Here is a 21449-nt window from a genome sequence, read left to right on the forward strand (position 1 = left end):
AAAATACATGAATTTCCATCAAAAAGCATGCATTCTTCAGACAATCATGATACTGTTACTTTTGGAATCTTCGATAATAGTTTATTTTTTTATTTTGAAGAAGCACAACAAGCTATTTTTGTAAAATTTACACGAATTGATCAAATTAGAATTAATTATCAATCTGATACCTATTGGTACATTACACTAATAAAACACAAAAAAAAAGATGTTGAGGTAATTATTCCGTTAGTCTTTTTGAATATAGAAGACGTGAATTTATTTTTATCAGAATTGATAAAATTGCAAAAAGAGTTTTATAAAACAGGAAATATCACATTAATAGATTTTCCTTCTTATCGTAAGACATTATAAAGAAAGATGAATATTCATAAAATAGATCCTCATTTACACCACTCTTTTTTAGAAGAAGAACGAAAAGATGCTATTACAGGAGATTTGATTCAAGCAAATGACGAGGTTGTTTTTTGTGGAGTTTGTAAGTCTGCTTTTCAAAAGGATTCTTGGGAGTATATGGACAGAAAGCATTGTGGACAGACCAAAACACTTAAAAATGTTCCTATTTCTATGCCTTTGTTATTGAATGTTAGAACTATAAATCCTCACTTTATTACGCTTACAAATTCTTCTACTTCCTTTAAAAAGTGTTTGAAACTACTTTCATCTTTTAAAGCAAAAGATAAAAAAGTAGATATTGCATTAAATTCTATTTTAAAGAGAGGAACAGAAGAATACGAAAAGCTGACAAAAAGAGCAATAAAGAAAATTGACAGAAAAATAGGACAAGAGAGAAAAATAAAAGAAAGTAGAAATTTTTTATACCCTAATAAAGAGGAAGAGGAAAATATTGGAGATTTAATTAGAACCCGTACCATTCTAATTTCGTCTCTTGTATCAACTATTTTTATATTTTTGATTCCTGATGCATATGCTTTTGCTAGATTTCCATTTCTTATTGCTATATTTATTCTTATACTTTTGTCTTTTGAAAAAATTAAAAGTTTAATAAAGAAAGAGATTAAGAAAAGAAAAGAAATAACAAGAAAAAAGCAAATATCTTTGGGAAACTTTGAAAGCATGTTTGAGTTCAAATACTCAATTACTTTCGGCATTTTTAATCACAACCTATTCCTTTATTTCGAAGAATTAAAACAAGCAATCTTTGTAGAATTGACAAGAGTATCTAAAATAGAAATTAGATATAAATCCCATTGTTATATACTTTTGACCTTGAAAAGCTACAAAAGAGCTAAAAAGGAAATAGAAATACCTTTAGTTTTCTCAAAAAATTCAGAAGTAACAGAGTTTCTAGTAAAATTAGCTTCATCTAACAAAGAAATTGCGAACCCTTCAAATATAATGATTACTAGTTTTCCTGCTAATCAAAAAAAAACGTTACAAAGTAGCCTAAAATTCTATCCAAATATTACTTTTATAGAAAATGAATATTCACAAAATAAATAGCCATTTACATCACTCTTTTTTAGAAGAAGAACGCAAAGATGGCATTACAGGAGATTTGATTCAAGCAAATGACGAGGTTGTTTTTTGTGGAGTTTGTAAGTCTTCTTTTCAGAAGGATTCATGGGAATACATGGACAGGAAACATTGTGGGCAGACCAAAACGCTTAATTCTGTTCCTGTTTCTAAACCATTATTGTTGAATGTTTCGATTATACAACCTTATTTTATTACGCTGACAAATTCTTTGGTTTCGTTTGAAAACTGTTTGGAAATGCTTTCTGACTTTAATCCAATAGATAAAAAAATAGAAATTCGATTAGACCCAGTTTTCAAAAAAGGAACAGAACAATATATTGATTTATTAGAAAAAATAAAAGAGCCTACTGAAGGAGAATTACAAGTTCAAGAAACAGAAACAGAACAAGGTTGGTTATCGAATGTCATGATATTTATCATAATAACTATAATAATTTCAGTCATTGTAGGGCTTTTTGCTATTCCTTTTTTAGATACAGTTTCGTCAAAACTTATCTTCTTTTCTTGTACTGCTTTGATGACTTATATTTTTGTTTATGGAAATACTAAATATTCACTCAAGAAAGCAGTTAAAAAGGAAAAATATCAACTTCCAATACGAAATACAGGTTTTTTAGAAAATGAAGAATCCGTTACTTTTGGTGTTTTCAATCACAATTTATTTCTTTATTTTGAAGGTATTCAACAAGGGGTTTTTATCGAACTTGCACGAGTAAGCGAAATCGAAATTCATTATCAATCTAGTTGTTACATTCATCTGATTTTGAAAAAACAAGACAAAACCCATAAGGAAGTTAGTATTCCTTTACTTTTCTCAAAAAAAGAACGAATAACTACTTTTCTATTACGTTTAGCCAAAACAAAAAAAGATATTTCAAGTCAAGCCAAAATTAAACTGGTTGATTTTCCTGAAAAAAGAGTTCGTTTACTCAAAAAAAAGTTGCTATTTTATACAGATTTTATTTTCCCTGTAAAAGTTGAAAAAAAGCAAAATTCTAAAACTGAAAATTATATTTTAAGACAGGTAGATGCACGAAAAAGAGTAAAAACTGCCAAAGTAAGAGACTTCTTAGAAGATACCACTCGTTATAAAAACAGAAATCAACATCATCAAAATAGACATCAGACACAGTACAGAAATTACAAACGAAGATAAAAGATAGGCTATTTTAACTCCACTTAAACCCTAAAATAAGTTGGTCATCAATTTGCTCTTCATTTCCTTCTTCTTGCCATTTTTCCATAAAATCGGCAAAATATTCTTTCTGTTTGTCTAAAGGTTGAGAAGCTACTTCTTTAATCATTTCATAAAAATTGTGTCTTCCTATTTTTTTATTCTCTTTTCCTCCAAATTGGTCTTGATAGCCATCAGAAGTAAGATAAAAAGTTGTATCCGAATTTGAAGATAAAGTATGCAATGTAAATTCTATATCTTCTTCTTTTCCTCCAATAGAATGACGGTCGCCTTTTACAGAATGAAGTTTTTTATCTTGAACATAAATAAAAGGACGTTTTGCACCTGCAAAATAAACTTGTTTGTTTTCAACTTCATCACTATCAAAAGCACACAAAATAATATCCATTCCATCTTTGATATTACTTTCAGATTGTGATAAATTCTGACGAATAAGTGTATGTAATCTACTCAAAACTTTGTGAGGTTGCCATTCTCCCTCTGCTTCAATGATTTGAGTGAGTGCAGAGTTGGCAGCCATTGCCATAATTGCCCCTGGAACGCCGTGTCCTGTACAGTCAATTCCTGCAATAAGTATCTTGCCTTTTGTTTTTCCTATCCAATACGAATCACCACTCACAACATCTTTTGGCTGATAATACACAAAATGATTGGGTAAAAGACGCAACAAAGTTTTTTCAGAAGGCAACATTGCTTGTTGGATTCGCTTTGCATAACGAATACTCTGACTAATTTTTTTATTCTGTTTATCAGCTTCTAAATAAATGAACGAAAGCTGTTCGGCTTGTAAACTAATATCATCTCGTTGCGCCAAAATTTCTTCTTTTTGCTGCATAATTTCAGCATTTCTTTCTACTAAAGAATCATTATAAGATACAATTTCTTCTTTTTGAGCATTGATTTCTTCGGTACGAATTTCTACAATTTTTTCTAAATGCAGTTTGTCATTCTGAATTTTTCGCATACGCAAATTATGACCTCCCCAAACTAAAAAACAAATACAAACTCCAGCTAAAATCTGAAACCACAGGCGATTCCAAAAAGCAGGACTGATTACAAATGAAGTAGTTGCCAGCTCTTTAGAAACTACACCATCAGCATTGATGGCACGAACTTCAAAGTTATATTTTCCATAGGGAAGGCTTGTATAAGTAGCCAAATTTGCGTTTGTTGGAGGCGACCATTCTGTATCTAATCCAGTCAAACGATATTGATAACGCAAATCAGTTGGATTCTTGTAGCTAATTCCTATAAAATTAAAAGTCAGATAATTTTTATCATAAGGTAATTCTTGATTACTAATTTGAATGGTATCTCTCAAAAATAACTGTGTGTTTTCTAAAAAAATAGGTGGAGGAGTTTCATTTTTTTCAAATAAAGTAGGATTACATTTCATAAGTCCATTGATTGTTCCAAACCAAAGATTATCATTTTTATCTCTAAAAACTGAATTCTGATTCGTTTCCATTCCTGTAAAACCTTCCTTAAAGCTATATTTTTTTACTTCATTTGTTTTTGGGTTCAAGCGATTTAAGCCATCATTTGTTCCTATCCAAATATTTCCCAAAGCATCTCCAACAATTAAATAAGGATTATCAGAACCAATACCCTCTTTCGTTGTATAAACTTTAAAATCTTTTCCATCATACTTGAAAATACCACCTCCAATACTTGCAAACCACAAATTTCCGTCTGCATCTTCGGTAATGGCAGCAGGACGATTGTGTGGTAAACCTTCTTTTTTGGTAAGGGAATGAAATTTTGTTCCATCATAGCGAGAAAGTCCATTATCATTACTTCCAAACCATAAATCCCCTTTTTTATCTTTATACAAAGTCCAAATTACATTACTGACAAGTCCTTCATTGGTTGTAAAATCTTGAGTAGAAACAGCTTTTTGTCCTTGCATAGTTAAACGAACACATTTTTGTCTAAAAACTGAAATCCAAATCTGATTAGCTTTATCTTCATTGATTGAAATAATAGGCGCATTTGGATTGCCATTTATCAATTTTGAATAATCAGAAATTTGTTTGGTTTGAGGATTGTAACTCGCCAATTTTCCTCTCGCACCTATCCAAACCAAACCTCTTGAATCAGTATAAAGTGATGTAATTGAAGTGTTGGGGAAAATATTTATCTGTTCTATAGTAGCAATATTACTTTGAGCTTCATTTGTAAATGTATAGCGATACAAACCTGAAAGTGTTCCTGTCCAAACTCCTCCTTGATTATCTGTTGTGGTTGCAAAAACGATTTCGTCTTCAGCTTGCTTGATTTGTTCGAAGTAACGTCCTAGAAAAAGTGAAAGTCCTTTTCCCATGTGTGTGCCTATCCAAATTTGTCCCTCGTAGTCTTGTTCGATAGTGGTTACTTGCGACCCTGCAATTCCATTTTGAGTAGTAAAAGTTTCTATTTTTTTGTCTTTTATATGAATAGTTCCTCCATTTGTAGCTACCCAAATGCTTTTATCATTTGAGATTTTAAGTAAATTTATTCCATTCAAAAGAGGAATTTCATTGACTGTATACTTTTCTAAAACAGTAGGTTTCTGTGCTTTTTCTAATGAAATTTTGAACAATTCATTCCCTGTGGCTACCCAAAACGTATTTTTATCTATAAATTTGGCATCTGAAAAACCTGCTGCTTGTGAGTTGAGACTGAAAGGAGAAAGAAGAGAATCAAGTGTTGGTATTTGGTTAGTGGTATTTAATTTATGTAATCCATTTGTTCCCACAACAAAAATTTCATCATTTTCTATAAAAATCTGACTAATAAAATTAGCTTTGAAATGATGAGAAAGTAGTTTTCCAGTAATTGCATCTACCAAAAAAAGACCTGTATTTGTGGCTACCCAAAGTTTGTCATTTTGCGTTCGTAGGATAGAATTTACAGCTTTTATAGTATCGGCTGCAAAATTGATAAATGTATTACCTTTTTTGAGAGAAATTCCTGTGTAGCGATGTCCTACCCAAATCTGATTTTGATTATCTTGATAAATTGTGGTTACATGATTGTCTCCTAAACCTTCTTTTTGTGTGTAGGTAGTAAAATTTTGTCCATTGAAAGAAGCAACTCCTCCTTGTGTTCCTACCCAAAGTTTAGACTGATTATCTAAAAGAAGAGAATAAACAGAGCTTTGTGGTAATCCTTCTTGTATAGTATAAGTACGAAAATGAGGATTTTGAGCCTGTGAGAAAGAAATACAGGGTAAATAAATAAAAATAAAACTACTGAAAAATAGCAGTGTTTTTGATAAAAAAGAATTCATAAATGCAATTATTAGGTAAAGTTTGGTACTCTAATTTACAAACTATTTCAAAACAATTGCATTTCTTTTCGATAAATTACCTAATTTTTCAATCTATTAAGTTCAAACTACCTTATTTTTTTACAAAAATGAGTGTCTTGATAAAGCCATGACTAGAAATACGTTTGCCATTGTTGGTGTCTCACTGACAAGATTCAACTAACAAAAAAAAAGGAACTTGACATTAATCAAGTTCCTTTTCTGAATATCTTATAAAGAGGTAGGTCGTCGATCTAGAAGTTTTTCTTTACTTTTTGCATGTTTGGAAACCTTTGTACGATGTCCATAAAAACGAGCATATACTTTTGTAAATTCTGCTCCAAAAAACAGAATTAAACAAGCGTAAGAAACCCAAAGCAAAATTAAGACAACTGAACCAGCTACGCCATATGTAGAAGCAGGCTCTGCAATTCCAAAATAAAGACTTAATCCTTCTTTACCCAATGTAAATAAAACTGCTGTAACAATTCCACCAATGCCGACAGTTTTCCACTGAATTTCTCTATCAGGAAGTGTTTTGAACATAAAAGCAAATAAAATTCCTATTATAATAAGTGAGATTACTATTTCAATAGCACTCATGGCATAAATCATAAAATCAGGTAGGTAATTCATCATCCAATCTGAAAGTGTAGAAATAAGCGTAGAGACGATAAGTGAAATCAATAATAAAAAAGCAATTACCATAATAAGTCCAAAAGAAGTAGCCCGATCTGTAACCAGTTTCATTATTCCACTGCCACTTGTATCAGGTTCTACTTCCCAAATATTATTAAATGACTTTTGCAGTTGAACAAAAACTCCTGTTGCACCAAAAAGGAGTGAACCAATTCCCACTACTAAAGCAAAAGTAGAATCTTGATTACTAAGTGCATTTTTTATCATTTCTTGTACAGCTTCGGCTGCTTCTTGTCCTATCATTCCAGAAATTTGTCCTGTAATTTCTCCTCTGACAGCTTCTTCTCCAAAAAGTGCACCTGCTGATTTTATTACCATAATCAGAAGACCAGGTAAAGAAAAAACCGTATAATACGCAATTACAGCACTTTCACGAAAAGGGTCAAGGGCATTCCATTCTTTAAAGGTTTCTTTGAGAAGTTTTCCTAAATCTTTGAATTTGAATTTGTGAGCCATAAAATAAGTAGGTATATAAAAATAAAAAAATCAAGTTGAAAAAATGAAAAGCAATGAAAAATGGCTTTTGTATGAAATAAACTAAAATTATAACATAGAAAAAATAAATTTGTTATTGAGTTTCCAAAATTTATTCTCCCAATTCTTTTGCTCTTTTCTGTGCTGCTTGCAATCCTTGTCCTATCTTATAGGATACTTCTTGTTTAGAAAAAATATTTAGCGCAGCTTCTGTTGTTCCTCCTTTTGAAGAAACTCGTTTTATCCATTCTTCACACGAATAATTACTTCGGTTTTCTAGATGAACAGCTCCCATAAATGTTTGTGTAACCAATAGTTCGGCTTCAGAATGTGAAAAACCCATTTTTTGAGCTTCTTTTATCATGGCTTCCATAAAAAAGTAAACATACGCAGGACCACTTCCTGAGATTGCTGTTACAGCATCTATTTTTTCTTCTTCTGAAAAATAAAGCGATTTTCCTGTTGTATTAAGAAGGTTTTGAACAAAAAATAATTCATCTCTAGTAACCGATTCGTCAGCTGTAAAACCTGTCATTCCCATTCCAATTTGAGAAGGAAGGTTTGGCATAGCACGAATAACTTTTGTAGTTCCCAAACTCTTTTTTAAAGTTTCAATCTTAACCCCTGCCATAATAGACAGAACAGTTTGAGAAGGCAAAATATAGCTATTGAGCGTTTCAAATAATACTTTTGTGTCTTGGGGTTTTACAGCTAAAATAATTAATTGAACTTTTGAAACTCGTTCATCAGGAGCAGAAATAACATAAGAGTAGCCTTTTTCTCTCAAAAAGTCAGCTTTTTCAGGTGTTTTTTCTAAAATCAATAAATCATCTTTTGTAATGGAATGAGAAAGCAAAAAGCTCTCTGCATACGTTGTTCCCATATTTCCAGCACCCACAATTAGAATTTTCATTTTGAATTATTCGTAGAATTAAAAGTATTTTAGAAAAAAATAAAGAAATTTTGATGTTTTTTTTACTCCTCATATAGGTTACGGTCTGCCCCCCTAAATTTGTAGTATAAACCAAAGAGAAAAAGGGTTTTTAAAGAACAATTACGAATTACGAATTACGAATTACGAATTAAAAATTACGAATTGAAAGACAATATAAGTCAATCAAATATATAAGAAATAAATTATATACGTAATTAGCTTCGCTGCTTTGGCAGGTCGTAATTGTTCACAAGTTATTATTTATCATCAAATTTACCTATTTATTTATTATGGACAAGAATCAAATTAAAAATGACTTTTCTTCGCTTCTCAAAAACTATTATCATCAGCGTCATGAAGTGATTACCAAAGAAGAATCAGTGGCTAAAGTAAAAGAAATTACACTTTTACAAACAGCTCGTACCTACACACCTGATAATATTATCAAAGGACTTGGAACGCTTCAACTTACCTTTGCTGATACGCTTACTCAATGGTCTAAAAAACTACAAGATGAGTCTGAAAAACGTTCGCAGATTGAGGAGGCTATCGAAATAGAAAAGAAAAGATTGAAAAACTTACACCAAGTAAAATTAGCTGCTGATGCGTTGTATTTATTAAAACAAGAACACGAATCAAAGTTGGCTGAACTTACTGAAGCACATCAAAAAAGAATGGAATTGATGGCAAATTCTCGCAAGGAAGATGAGGCATTTTGGAAAAAGGAAACAGAGCTTTTTGAAAAAGAAGTAAAAGAATCAGAAGAGCGCACAAAGAAAACTCGTTTGCAAGAAGAAGAACGATTTGCATATGATTTGGAACGTAACACACAATTGGCAACAGATGCGTTTGAAGCTCAGAAAAAACAATCACATCGCAAACTAGAGCAACAAAAAGCTGAAAAAGAAAAAGCATGGACGTTGCGTGAAGAAGTTTTGGCAGAGAAAGATGAAAAACACCAAAAAAATCTTGTTTTGATTGCCGAATTTGATGAAAAACTTAAAGAAGAAGTCAAAAAAGCAAGAGAAAAAGGAGCTAATGAAGCTACAAAAGAAGGAAAAGCAGTTGCTGAATTAATGGAAAAAGAAGAAGCTGCCAACGAACAAATCTTTGCCGAACAGATAGAAGATTTGAAATTGAATGTAGAGACTGGAAAAGTAGAAGTTGATAATCTGACAATTCAACTCAAACATGCTTTAGAGCAAGTACAATCACTTTCTTTGAGAGCATTTGATAACCCAACTTCTAAATAAATTTATTCATCTAACCTTTTTGATAAATAAAAAATCTGCTCAAAATCCGTAGGAATCTACTTTATCAAATTTTTTATTTAAAAATCCTTTCAAAACCTTCTAAAAAAAATAGCATTATGGCAGTTTCAATGAAAAGCACTAAAAAAGAGATTCTTGATGCATATCAAGACCTTATAAGAGAAAATAAATCACTTCAAGCAGAAGTAACCAAACTAAAAGTAGAAAATAAAACGCTGCAAAGCAATTTGGAGAATAATATAACTTCTCAAAAATCTGCACCAAAAACTCAAAGTTTTGCTAAAGCAGAACCAAAACAAATTTCAACTACTAATTTGGGTGGTGGTTATCAGTCTGTAGAAAGTGTTGTTACAGCATTTGAGCATATTAAAGGAAATGTAGGTATTGCAATTAGTGGGCTTTCAGATAATCTGACAAAAGAGGCTGCAAACTTAGCCGTTTTGCAAGATGAAAGCAACCAAATCGAAACGCAACTTTTAGAGCTTCATCAGATTGAGGAAGCAGAAGAAAACACGCTTTCAAAACTTATTCAAGAATATATTGAAAAGTCAGAATCTTTCGAAAAAATCATCACTCAAACGGGAAAAGAACAGTTAAAAGCTGAAGAAGAAGCTAAAAAAGCTTATGAAGAAGCTGAAGATTTGCACAACTCAACACTTAGTGAGCGTAAAAAAGAATGGCAAACTAAGCTGGATAGAGAAGAAGAAACCTATCATTATGAAAAGAATTTGGCTCGTCAGCAAATAAAAGATGAAGCTATGCAGCTTGCTAAATCTCGTACTGAAGAATTGGAAAATCTTAAAGAAGAACAAGAAAAAGAGTGGACATTGCGTGAAAAACTTTTAGCTGAAAAAGAAGAGAGTTACGAAAAAGCAACTGAAAAAGCTGAAGAACTTCCTAAGAAGTTGGATAGCGAAACTAAGCGAGCTTATGAAAGTACAAAAGCAGCTATTCAGAGAGATAATAAAGCAAAATCTGATTTGTTGGCAAAAGAAAACGAAGGCAAAAAGCGTATTGCAGAACGTCAAATCAATGCTCTTTCTAGCAAAATTACGCAGCAAAATGAGCAAATCAAGTCATTAAATACTCAATTGACAGGTGCATTGAAAGAAGCAAAAGAATTAGCTATCAAAGCTATAGATGGAGCTTCGGGTGCAAAATCATTGGCTGCTTTGCGTGAAGTTGCTTTTGAGCAATCCAAACAAAATGGTAAAAAGTAAGAAGTAAGTTTTTTATCTACTAAACAGAAAAGCCTATCTAATTCTTCACTCAATAGAAAAATTAGGTAGGTTTTTTTGAATTTGTAATTATCTATCAAAACTATTATGAGTTATTTTGTTTATATTAGAAGATAATATTTTTTTTTATTGTTGCTGATTTGTAATTTATAAAACTTTTATATGAATTTTTTAGCTCACTTTTTTCTATCTAATAGAATAGAAAACATAATCATAGGTAATTTTTTGGGTGATTTTGTGAGAGGAAATAAATATAAAGAATATCCTAATGAAATAGCAAAAGGAATTATGTTGCATCGCAATATTGATACTTTTACAGATAAGCATCCTATTATTTTACAAACCAATAAACGTTTGCATGCTGATTTTGGAAAATACGCACCTGTGATTACAGATATTTATTACGACCATTTTCTAGGATTACATTTCAATAAATATAAATTTGAAAATCAAAGTGAAATCTATAATTTAACGGATTTTTCAACGTTTATATATCAGGTTTTAGAGAAAAATTATGATATTTTACCATCTTTAGCACAGCAAGTGTTTTTGAAAATGAAAGAGCAAGATTGGCTCACACATTATGCAACTTTATATGGAATGGAGCAATCGCTCAATGGACTTTCCCACAGAGCAAAATATGCCACCAATTTATATGAGTCGTATAATTTTTTGAAACAGAATTATTCTGATATTGAAAAAGATTTTTTATTGTTTTTTCCAGATATTATGCAATTTGTTCATGAAAAATTAAATGAATAAATTTGCAAATGAATGAGTTTTTGTATTTTTACTTTTAGAATTTTTGTTATTTTATCAAATAGCTTATCTTTTTCTATATGAGCTTTTAGTTGTTTGTTATTTTATTTATATGAATCGTCTTAATCCATATTATTTTTTTTACTCTAGTAAGATGAAAAATTATTTTTCTTTTTTGAAAAATGGATTAAATTGTATTTCTTTTTTTGAAAAAAATAGGTATAGCTGTTTGAAATTAACTTTATTCTTTATTCTTTTCTCTTTTTTTCCTTTTATAGCTCATTCTTATAATCAAAATATCAAAGAGTTAGATAGTTTGATTCAAGCATTAGAATTACGCCAAAAAGAAGATACAGTCAAACTTTTTCTTTACAATTCTATTGTTAGTAGGGCAATAAAAAATGATAATGAAACAGCCTATAAATATGCTCAAAAGGGATATGACTTAGGACAAAAAATTCATCCTACTCGTTTAGTTGCCATTTCTTCTTATCAATATGCTAAAGTTTTGCAAATCAATGGAGAACACTTAAAAGCAGTACAGATAATAGAAGATCAAATTTCTACCTTTCAAAATTTTAAGGAAACTCCTCCTCCTTTTTTGTATCATCAGCTAGGAAAAATATATGATGAAACTGGAAATAAAGTAGAGGCCTTAAATAGTTATTTGAGAGCTTTTGAGCTTTGGAGAAGCTATAAAAATCCATTATTGACAAAAGAAGATTTTTATCAAAGTATTGCCACTCTTTATCTTGAAAGTGAGCAGTATAAAGAGGCTCAATATTACTATGAAGAATTATTAAAATGGACTATTAAAGAAAGCAGCAATAAGAACGAAGATATAAATGAAAACAAAAAAATACAAGCGATTGCTTCTCAAGGGCTTGTGCGAGTGTTTATAGCCAAGAAAGAATATGATGATGCTTTATTTTATCTACAAAAATCAGAAGAGTTTTGTATAGGAAAATCTAAAAGAAAATGTTTATTAGCTACTTACGATTTGTATTCAGAGTTATACTTTACAAGGTTTGATTATAATTTAGCTAAAAAATATGCTTTTGATGCTCTACAAATTGCTGAACAGTTAGGAGAACAACAACAAGCAATTTTGCTTTCTATTCGTTTGGGAGATATTTATAGAGCAGAAGGTTCTTACGATAAAGCAGAATTATTTTTGAGACGAGCTGAAAAAACAGCTTTATCTTTAGATAATAATTTGTTGTACAAGCAGCTTTATTTTTCATTTGCTAGTTTGTATGAAAAAAGCCAAAAAGATAAAATGGCACTAAATTATTACAGAAAGTATTTGGTATATAAGGACTCTGTAAATAATGAGGTTTCTATTCGTAAAATAAATAGTCTTCAAATGCAGTTTGAGCAAGAACGACACCGACAAGAGATAGACGTTTTGCAACTCAATCAACGTGAAAAACAACTTCAACAAGAGGCAGAAGTAGAAATAGCACAAATGTTTAATATTATCGCATTAATTGTTGTTATTGCATTGGGTATATTTATATTTCTGATTTATAATCGCTATCGTTTTGGGGAACGAACACAGAAAATGCTCAAAAATCAAAGTCATTCTATTCAAAAACAAAATCAGGAGTTACAGTCTATGAACGAACAACTTGTAGAGTCAAAGAAAGAACTAAATGCTATCAATAAAACCAAAGATCGTTTTTTCTCTATTGTTGCCCATGACCTCAAAGGACCTCTAAATTCTCTAAAAGGATATTCTCACCTTATTTCTACGTTTGGCGATAAACTTCCAAAAGAAGAAATAATTAGCATGGCAGCCGACCAAGAACGAACACTAGATAATTTGTATAAATTTTTAGAAGATTTACTTTCTTGGTCAAGAATTCAGATGAAAGCAGTAGCCTCAGAACCTCAAAATATAGAATTAAAGAATGTCGTTGATAAAATGTGTGAAATATTAATGCCTTTAATAGAAGAGAAAGAAATTGATGCAAAGTGTATTGATGTAGAGGGAAAACAGGTTTTTGCAGATGAAAATGCTGTATTTACGGTTATGAGAAATTTAGTTTCTAATGCTGTTAAGTTTACACCTAGAAAAGGAATAATACGAGTAAAAGCAGAAATAGAAAAAAATAAGGAAGGAAATAATACAGGTTTTACCAAAATATCAATAATAGATACAGGTGTTGGAATGCCAAAATCAGTTTCTCAGAAACTCTTCAAATTAGATAATAAATATTCTACAAAAGGAACAGAAGGAGAAAAAGGAACAGGTTTAGGACTAATAATTTGTAAAGAATTTGTAGAACAAAATGGAGGGGAAATAGGTGTAGAAAGCATAGAAGGAGAAGGAACAACATTTTGGTTTACGCTTCCAAGTTTTGATTCATCACAAGAAAAAATAATTATAAAAAAAGAGATTCCAATTGAAACAATAGATTAAAATTAGATGAAATACCCATTTTTATTTATCTTATCATTATTCCATTTTTACTCTATTCTAGCTCAAAATGATACCTTGCTTTTGCAAAAAGAAGTAGTATTTGAAAGTGAAATTATTTTGAGTAATATTGATACGTATGGACGTATTTATATTTGTGATAAGAAAGGAGTGATTAAACGTTTGGATACATTGGGAAATACAGAATTAGTTTTCTCACCCTCTTCTTCTATTGCTCCAACTCATTTTAATGTAAAAAATCCAAATCAAATTTTTGTTTTTTATCAAGAACTACAAGAGTGGGTAATCTTAAATCGTTTTCTTACAGAGATAGAGCGTTACAAAATTTCTGAAAAAATAGAAAGTAATCAGTATGGTGAAATTGGTTTTGTAAGGCTACTATCTCCTTCACCAAATAATACGCTTTGGTTTTTTGATGAGTCAGATTTTAGCTTGAAAAACTATGATATTTTGAATAAACAAATTTTATCTCAAACACCTTTAGGATTACTATTGAAAAATGAAGATTATCCTATTTCACATTTAGAATTTTATCAAGGACAAATTTTTTTAGGTGTAAAAGAACAAGGCATATTGGTTTTTGATAGCTTTGGAAACTATAAAACAGTATTAGATTTTCCAAAATGGAATACTATTACTTTTGCAAAAGAGTTTATTCTAATTACAGAAAAAGAAAAAGTTATCAAAAAGGGACTTTATGATGAAAGTATAGAAGAAATAGCTATTTTAAATATAAATAAAGATAGCAAAACAGAGAACCCAATAAATTACTTTTTTGAGTGTAATCTAAAACACTATCAAATTACTAATGACAGAATGTATATCTCTACTATTTCTATAAAATGATAACAAAATAAGATGTTCATTCAATTTTTTTAAGATTTTCTCGTTAAATTAAGTAGTATTGTTTATTTTTGAACTTATATTAAGTAAATTTCAAATGTTTTTTATAAAAAATATCAATTACAGAATCAAAAAAGAAATCTTCAAATCCTATACATTAATAAGTATTTTAGTTATGACCACTATTATGAAAAAAACATTTTTTCTATCTCTGCTTTTCTGCTTAGCTATTACCTATCAATTACAAGCACAAAACTTCTCTTACTCAGGCTTTAAGACAGGCTTATCAGTTGGACGTGCGCCTATTTCCTTTGAGAAAGTAAAGATACCAGAAGTTATGGATATTATAGATATAGATACTATACCAATTGTACCTGTTTTAAATTTGTTAGAAGTAGAGAATGAAAAAAGCAATGGCAAATTCAATGTGGGTTTGCAGTTTGGTGTTTTTGCAGGAAAAGAATTTACCAAAACTATCGGAATGCGTATGGAGCTAAACTATGTTCAGATGGGACGAGTTGATACAATTAATTATAATCAACGTCAGAAATATAGCCTAAGTTATTTTTCATTTGACCCTATGTTACAACTTCGTATAGCTCCAAAAAGTCGTAATCATTTCTATATTTTGGCAGGTCCTTCAGCTCGTCTTTTGGTAGGAAATAAGGCATCAGGAATAGAAGGAGTAGCACCTTTAGATGTTCGTCAGACTGATTTGGGAGCTAATCTAGGGTTTAGTTATTTAGTAGGACTTACTCCTTATCTCTATTTAACTCTTGAGGCTCGTGCTTATTATGGACTTATGAATATCGCACAAAAACCGAAAGAAAATTCAGTTCCTATATCTAAATATGTAAATGCTCAAAATTCTGTGTTGACAGCATTGTTCTCAGATCCTCCAGGAGAAATAAGTCCAGAAACAGCTCAAACACTTGTAGATGTTCAAGAACACGGATTAAATAATAATTATAAAATATCAAATCAAGGAGCTACTTTCAGTATTGGTTTCTGTGTTCCTTTGCGTCCAAAAGCAGACAAATTGATTAAAATGAAGAAACAATAATTCTTTTTAGAAAAAGTATAAAAAGTAAAAGCCAGACAATTTTTAAAAATTGTCTGGCTTTTTTTGTTGAAATCAGAGTAAGTTTTAAACTGAAAAACTTTCTCCACATCCACACGTACGTGAAGCATTTGGATTTACAAATTGAAACCCTTTTCCGTTTAATCCATCTGTAAAATCAAGTGAAGTACCTAAAAGATACAACAAACTCTTTTTATCGACTAATATTTTGATGCCTTTATCTTCAAATACTTGATCTGAATCTTGAATAGAAGCATCAAAAGCTAGGTCGTACATAAGTCCTGAACACCCTCCTCCTTGTACGGACACACGGATATTACTATCAGGAGCATGATTTTCTTGTTGTTTGAGCTGACCAATTTGAGTCGCTGCTTTGTCTGTAATTGTAATCATAACGTTTCGTTTACTAGCGTATATATTTTATTCTAGCCAGAATTGAAAGTTCTGTGAACTCTTTATTGATTAAAAATAAATAATTGTCTTTTAAAAATTAACTGATTTTCTGTAAAATCAACTTATATTTTAAAACGTCTTTTGAAGGAATAAAGTTTTAAATTCTAAATTTTGTTTAGAATCATTCAAAATTACACAATTCCTCTGACATACATAAATGCTTCTGCAAAATGTTTTCCAACAGCTACTCCATGGCGTTGTGCCTGTATGTGTAATGCTTCTGGAGAGCGAGGGTGAGGATAAGCACGTTTTTCAAATTCATAACTTTCCATTCCTTTAATTTTTGCATTTACACTTTCTTCTTTTATACTAACAAAAAAGTTAGGTTGAAAAGGATTAGGATAATTAAAGGCTTGCCATTCAGTAGAGGACGGAGTTTCGAAAGTAAAAATATGCTGAACATTTTCATGTTCCATTGGACGTATAGCCGTCATGACAGCTTCAAAAGTACAGCGATGGTCAATATTCAAATCTCCTCCATGATGTGTGAAAATAATAGTAGGCTCAAATTCTTTTTTTTCTTTCTCTATTACTTTTACTAAGTCTAATAAAGCTACAGAATCAAAACGATTATCAGCAAAATCATAAATTCCTACACTTTGATAACCAATACATTTTTGAGCAGAATAAATATTATTTCTGTGGGTTTGAAGCTCTTGTTCCCATTTTTCTCTATCTCTATTATCCGAACGAGAAGTAATTCCTTCTCCCAAAATAATAGCTCTTACCTGACAATTATAGTTTTTGATAAGGTGGTGCATGGTTGCACCAACTCCTAAAAGCTCATCGTCTGGGTGAGCTACTACTACTAATATTTTTTTATTTTGAAAGTTTATCATTTTTTTATTTTGATAGAGTAAGATACATGACTCAATTAATATACATCATTATCTCCTAATGTAATATGCCAATTATGAATATTATCATAATTAATTTGGTCTGAGTAATTAATAAAGTAATTGAAATTTTCTGTTTTACGAAAACCTATACTTACTATGCAATTGTATTCTGTACTTTCTTCTGTTAAATGCCACATATTTAATAAATGACTTTTTTCTTGTTTAGAGTAATATATTGAAGTATTCAAAAGTTTTTTTAGATGATGTATTTGATTATAGCCAAAATCTACAATATGAGTTTTGAGAATAGATTGTTCTTCATCAAGAAATTTTTTTAATACAATATATCCTTCTACTTTTTCATATTCTTCTAAAATAAATATTTTATATGACTTATTAGGGCGTTCAAGAAATCTCCATTTTATAAACTCTTTATTTCTAACTATACTATAGTTATATTTTTCAAAAAAAGAACTAATATTTTCTAATTGTTTGTAATTTGTAAGCTCTTTTATTCCTGATTCTAATGGCTTATCTTCACACAAAGATGGGTTTATATTTAGAAAGTATAAGTTATCTAATTGATTCCATCCTACTTTCAAATGTCCACGAATTGCATTTTCATTAGGAATACCAATTACTATTTTATTACCTTTTTTAGAGCTATCTTTTAAAGCAAACAAACCTGTTTCCACAAACAAACCATATCCTCTATAATCAGGATGTACCATAACATTTGTACATAAAGCAGCAGGATATAATTTTTGATTGTAATTGACTTGATAGGGTAATAATCCATAAGCACTAACTAATTGATTACTTTCCAAATCTTTTACTAAAAAAATATCATTTTTGCCAAATGGAGAAGCCAAATTAAACCAATTGTACCATTCTCTATTTAGATCTTCTCTTTTTCCAAAACAACTTTCGAACAATTCAAAGTAAGAGATTATAAATTCTTCATTTTCTACTTGAGCTTTGAAAAACTCGAACTCTCTATTCTTTATTTTTTTTATCATAATATTAATTAAAGGTTATTCCAAGAAAGTGCTGTGCCTTTGGAAATGTCTTGTTTTGATGTTTTTCCTATTATATTATTGTAAAACTTAGGCAAAAGTCCTTTACCTGGACGTATTACTCTTATATTTGTTGAAGTAAATACTTCTCCTGCTTTTATATCTTCCACAACATAAATAGAACGTCTAAAAGTGATTGACTTTTGTTCTGCAGTAGTAATACCATAAGTTACTTTTCCTAAGGCATCAAATGCCTTTTCAGTTTCTTCTACTAAACTTTTAAACTCATGAGGCTCTAATGAAAAAGAAGCATCTAGCCCTCCATCTTTTCTATTTAAAGTAAAATGCTTTTCAATTACTCTAGCTCCTAATGCTGTTGCAGCGACAGCTACTCCTATTCCTAAAGTATGATCAGACAATCCTATTATACAATCAAACATACTTTCCATATGTGGAATAGTTAGGAGGTTAGAATCTACAGCTGAAGCAGGATAGGTACTCGTACATTTTAGTAAGATAAGATTAGGATTATTCACTCTTGCAAATAAATCAATAATATCTTGTAGAGTTTCTAAATTAGCCATACCTGTTGATATTATTACAGGTTTTCCTGTTAGAGCTACTTTCTCTATTAATTGGATAAAATTATTTTCAAAAGAAGCTATTTTGTACATTGGACAATCTAATGTTTCTAAAAAATCTACTGCTTCTAACCCAAAAGGAGAACTAAAGGCAATTATATTCTTTTCCTTTGCTCGTTTAAATATTGCTTCATGCCATTCGAAGGGTGTATATACTTCTTGATAGAGATTATACAATGTTTTAGCTTCCCAGTCTGGGTTTGAACCTCTAACAATAAAGTCTTCGTTTGAGGAGTCTATTGTAAGCATATCTGGTGAACTTGTTTGTATTTTTATAGCATGTCCTCCTGCTGCTGCTGCTGCATCAATAATTTCTAAAGCTCTTTCAAGCGATTGATTATGATTACCAGACATTTCAGCAATGATAAAAGGCTTATTTTCCGAACTAATTGTAAAGTCTTGTACTTGTATTTTTTTCATGATTTAATTTGCTTTATTTATTTTGATATAATATTTTACTCCATTTTTATAAAAAAAAGCAGGATATTTTTCATTATCACAGACTCTCAATAAATTAAATTGTTCATCAATAGTCTTATAAATATTCAACTCACTATCCTTAGGACTTCTTTTAGGATAAAATGACTCTAAACCCTCTTGTTTTTTCTTTGAGTTATTTGGATAATTAGTAATAAATTTTATCACTAATTCAATCGTTTTTTCTCCTTGAAAAACACGTAATTCTTCTACTAGCTCTGTTCCATTTAAGGAAATACTATCTTGCTCATAAATTAGACCTGCATCTACTTTTTGAGTAGCTTCAAATAATGTGATAGGTATTTGGCTTTTTCCTTCTAAAACTTGCCAAGTCAGTGGCGACCAACCTTTTCCTTGTGGTAAGGCACTTTCATGAATGACCAAATTGTGCGTGTTCAAATTTAAGTTTTTTAAAATTTGTTCACAAGATAATAAAACTAACACATCGCCTTTTTGTATATCCTCATGAGAATGAATTAATTCAACATTATGATTTAATTCTAGAAGCAAACTTTGTAACTTTTTAGCATAAGGAATAATCCAAGAGCCAATATTATCGACTAATAATTGTATTTTCATAAATTTTAAAATAATTCTAAAAGTCGTTTAGATGAATACCCATCAATAGCTTTAGCAGTTGCGAAAGAAGAAAGTAAAAATAATTTATCAAATCCATTTATGATTTTGTTTTCCAAGTCTATTTTTAAATCTTGTAAATCAATAGTTAGATTATTTTCAAAACCTCTGTAAATAGATAGTTGATTATCTACATAATAGCCCCCTAACCAAATTAAGCCAGTTGAAAGAATTTCATAAGAAATACTACTAGCAGGTGCAATGGCTATATCAGAGTGTTTCATTAATTTACACATCTGTTGAGCAGAAAGGTTTTGATGAAGAATTATTTTATCATTTTGTTTGCACAGCTCTAGAATTTCTTGATAAAATAATGAGGCACTGCCTAAAACTACATTAATTTGTTTTAATTTATCTACATTTAGACAACTGTCTATCGCTGTCTTTGTAAGATTGTAAATATCTGAACCTCCAAAACAAATGAAAGCATTCTCTATTTTATTTATTTCTCTTTTTTGTTTGGCAGCTTCTAAAAATGGTTTTCGAAGTAAAGCATATTCTGCTCCTAGACATAATTTTGTATAGGGTTCACAAGAATAATCAGTTTTCTTCAGCCCTTCTGCATGATTAATCACTACATCAGCCACAAAATGCCAATCATGCATATCATCAATACAAACTATTTTTGAATTGCTATTTTGTTTAATAATTCTTTGATAATCTGTCTGTATTTGATAATGGTCTAATACGATAATAGAATTATCTTGTAAATAAGATTTGGCAATAAAATGAGCTTCTTCTAAAAAATTAGTAGATTCTTGCAAAATAATTAATTCAAATTTTTCTTTGATTTGATTTTGAAGAACTAAAGAAGGATTCTGAACCAAAAAAACGCATTCAAACACAGAGTTTTTATCTTCTATTAGCATATCAGCTAAAGCCATACTGCGTACAATATGTCCCCAACCAATTTGAGAGTTGGCATCTGCTCTGAAAAACACCTTAGTTTTCGAGATATTTAGCTTTGTTGTTTGATCCATTGGTATTTGAATTCTGCCATTTTCCAATCTTCTATGTTATCAATATCTTGAACTTGTAAAGTAGATAAGGTAATTACTCCTGTATTATCTGTCCAAAGCCGTTTTTTTTCTAGTAATGTATCTGTCTTACACATATAAAACTGACCTGCATCAAAATAAGCTTTTTCCAAATCTTGTGAGCGTTTCATTAGATTACTAGGCTCAAACATGCTTACCTTATTTTCAATATTTTTTTTTAAAGCTCTTTGAATAGGCGAAGAAAATTCGCCCACTGGAAAGACAACATCAAGTTTCTTTAAAGTTAATAATTCCAATGCTTTTTCTAGTATTTCAATAGTAATAAAAGGAGCTGTAGGATAAATACCACAACAAATATCAAATTCTTTTCCTTGTCTTCGATATTCATTGATTACCTCTATTAATACATCAGCTGTGCCTGAAAAATCATCGGCATTTTTATTACTGCGTAAAAAAGGAATAACTGCACCATACTGTTGAGCAATTTGAGCGATTTCTTCATCTTCTGTCGAAACCATTACCTCATCAAATAATTCAGATTTTAAAGCTGTCTCAATAGAATAAGCAATGATAGGTTTTCCTAAGAAATCTTTTATATTTTTTCTAGGAATTCGTTTACTTCCTCCTCGTGCTGTGATGATAGCTAGTTTTTTCATTTTTACA

At 30.4% G+C, this 21449-nt stretch carries 19 protein-coding genes; 9 read left to right on the top strand and 10 right to left on the bottom strand.

Going from position 1 to position 21449, the window contains the following annotated elements:
• The first annotated feature begins 27 nt into the window (after positions 1-27).
• The 3 genes from V9L04_RS18485 to V9L04_RS18495 are packed head-to-tail and all read left to right on the top strand — an operon-like array spanning position 28 to position 2656.
• Positions 28-354: a hypothetical protein gene (locus V9L04_RS18485; protein WP_338791405.1), complete on the top strand. Its 327-nt coding sequence runs from the start codon at positions 28-30 to the stop codon at positions 352-354.
• A 6-nt stretch (positions 355-360) separates the two neighbouring features.
• Positions 361-1464 carry a hypothetical protein gene (locus tag V9L04_RS18490; protein ID WP_338791406.1) on the top strand — a complete coding sequence of 368 codons (1104 nt, stop codon included), beginning with the start codon at positions 361-363 and terminating at the stop codon, positions 1462-1464.
• On the top strand, positions 1442-2656 hold the full coding sequence (locus tag V9L04_RS18495) for a hypothetical protein (protein WP_338791407.1): 1215 nt from the start codon (positions 1442-1444) through the stop codon (positions 2654-2656). Before V9L04_RS18490 ends, V9L04_RS18495 begins: the two co-directional genes overlap by 23 nt.
• 13 nt (positions 2657-2669) lie before the next feature.
• On the opposite strand, the gene V9L04_RS18500 is transcribed toward V9L04_RS18495, so the two are convergent.
• The 3 genes from V9L04_RS18500 to proC form a co-directional block, all read right to left on the bottom strand.
• Entirely contained in the window at positions 2670-5966 is a 3297-nt protein-coding gene (locus tag V9L04_RS18500; RefSeq protein WP_338791408.1) for a two-component regulator propeller domain-containing protein, read from the bottom strand.
• A 249-nt stretch (positions 5967-6215) separates the two neighbouring features.
• Entirely contained in the window at positions 6216-7139 is a 924-nt protein-coding gene (locus V9L04_RS18505) for a YihY/virulence factor BrkB family protein (RefSeq protein ID WP_338791409.1), read from the bottom strand.
• A gap of 130 nt (positions 7140-7269) precedes the next feature.
• On the bottom strand, positions 7270-8070 hold the full coding sequence (gene proC / locus V9L04_RS18510; RefSeq protein WP_338791410.1) for a pyrroline-5-carboxylate reductase: 801 nt from the start codon (positions 8068-8070) through the stop codon (positions 7270-7272).
• A gap of 311 nt (positions 8071-8381) precedes the next feature.
• Here proC and V9L04_RS18515 point away from each other — a divergent pair, with 311 nt between their 5' ends.
• From V9L04_RS18515 to V9L04_RS18540, 6 genes are all read left to right on the top strand, one after another.
• The gene (locus tag V9L04_RS18515) at positions 8382-9344 is read left to right on the top strand and encodes a hypothetical protein (RefSeq protein WP_338791411.1); all 963 of its coding nucleotides are present in this window, start codon (positions 8382-8384) and stop codon (positions 9342-9344) included.
• A gap of 116 nt (positions 9345-9460) precedes the next feature.
• A complete protein-coding gene (locus V9L04_RS18520) occupies positions 9461-10582 on the top strand; it encodes a hypothetical protein (protein WP_338791412.1) in 1122 nt (373 codons plus the stop codon).
• 180 nt (positions 10583-10762) lie between these two features.
• A complete protein-coding gene (locus tag V9L04_RS18525) occupies positions 10763-11362 on the top strand; it encodes an ACP phosphodiesterase (protein WP_338791413.1) in 600 nt (199 codons plus the stop codon).
• A 226-nt stretch (positions 11363-11588) separates the two neighbouring features.
• A complete protein-coding gene (locus tag V9L04_RS18530) occupies positions 11589-13784 on the top strand; it encodes a tetratricopeptide repeat-containing sensor histidine kinase (RefSeq protein WP_338791414.1) in 2196 nt (731 codons plus the stop codon).
• 6 nt (positions 13785-13790) lie between these two features.
• On the top strand, positions 13791-14648 hold the full coding sequence (locus tag V9L04_RS18535) for a hypothetical protein (RefSeq protein ID WP_338791415.1): 858 nt from the start codon (positions 13791-13793) through the stop codon (positions 14646-14648).
• A 184-nt stretch (positions 14649-14832) separates the two neighbouring features.
• Entirely contained in the window at positions 14833-15708 is an 876-nt protein-coding gene (locus V9L04_RS18540) for a porin family protein (RefSeq protein WP_338791416.1), read from the top strand.
• An 84-nt stretch (positions 15709-15792) separates the two neighbouring features.
• Here the strand turns inward: V9L04_RS18540 and V9L04_RS18545 are convergent, their stop codons facing one another.
• The 7 genes from V9L04_RS18545 to pseF all read right to left on the bottom strand — a co-directional run bounded on the left by V9L04_RS18545 (position 15793) and on the right by pseF (position 21442).
• The gene (locus V9L04_RS18545) at positions 15793-16119 is read right to left on the bottom strand and encodes an iron-sulfur cluster assembly accessory protein (protein WP_338765439.1); all 327 of its coding nucleotides are present in this window, start codon (positions 16117-16119) and stop codon (positions 15793-15795) included.
• A gap of 191 nt (positions 16120-16310) precedes the next feature.
• Positions 16311-17018 carry a PIG-L family deacetylase gene (locus V9L04_RS18550; protein WP_338791417.1) on the bottom strand — a complete coding sequence of 236 codons (708 nt, stop codon included), beginning with the start codon at positions 17016-17018 and terminating at the stop codon, positions 16311-16313.
• A gap of 35 nt (positions 17019-17053) precedes the next feature.
• Positions 17054-18037, bottom strand: a complete 984-nt coding sequence (locus tag V9L04_RS18555; RefSeq protein WP_338791418.1) for a GNAT family N-acetyltransferase — start codon at positions 18035-18037, stop codon at positions 17054-17056.
• An 8-nt stretch (positions 18038-18045) separates the two neighbouring features.
• On the bottom strand, positions 18046-19095 hold the full coding sequence (pseI, locus tag V9L04_RS18560; RefSeq protein WP_338791419.1) for a pseudaminic acid synthase: 1050 nt from the start codon (positions 19093-19095) through the stop codon (positions 18046-18048).
• 3 nt (positions 19096-19098) lie between these two features.
• On the bottom strand, positions 19099-19731 hold the full coding sequence (locus V9L04_RS18565; protein ID WP_338791420.1) for a formyltransferase family protein: 633 nt from the start codon (positions 19729-19731) through the stop codon (positions 19099-19101).
• 5 nt (positions 19732-19736) lie between these two features.
• Positions 19737-20729 (bottom strand): UDP-2,4-diacetamido-2,4,6-trideoxy-beta-L-altropyranose hydrolase, encoded by a 993-nt coding sequence (gene pseG, locus V9L04_RS18570; protein WP_338791421.1) that lies wholly within the window; start codon positions 20727-20729, stop codon positions 19737-19739.
• A 17-nt stretch (positions 20730-20746) separates the two neighbouring features.
• Complete coding sequence (gene pseF / locus V9L04_RS18575) at positions 20747-21442, bottom strand: pseudaminic acid cytidylyltransferase (RefSeq protein WP_338791422.1); 696 nt, start codon at positions 21440-21442, stop codon at positions 20747-20749.
• Positions 21443-21449: the final 7 nt, after the last annotated feature.

Origin of the sequence: Bernardetia sp. MNP-M8, from assembly GCF_037126285.1 — a bacterium.
Classification (GTDB): Bacteria; Bacteroidota; Bacteroidia; order Cytophagales; family Bernardetiaceae; genus Bernardetia.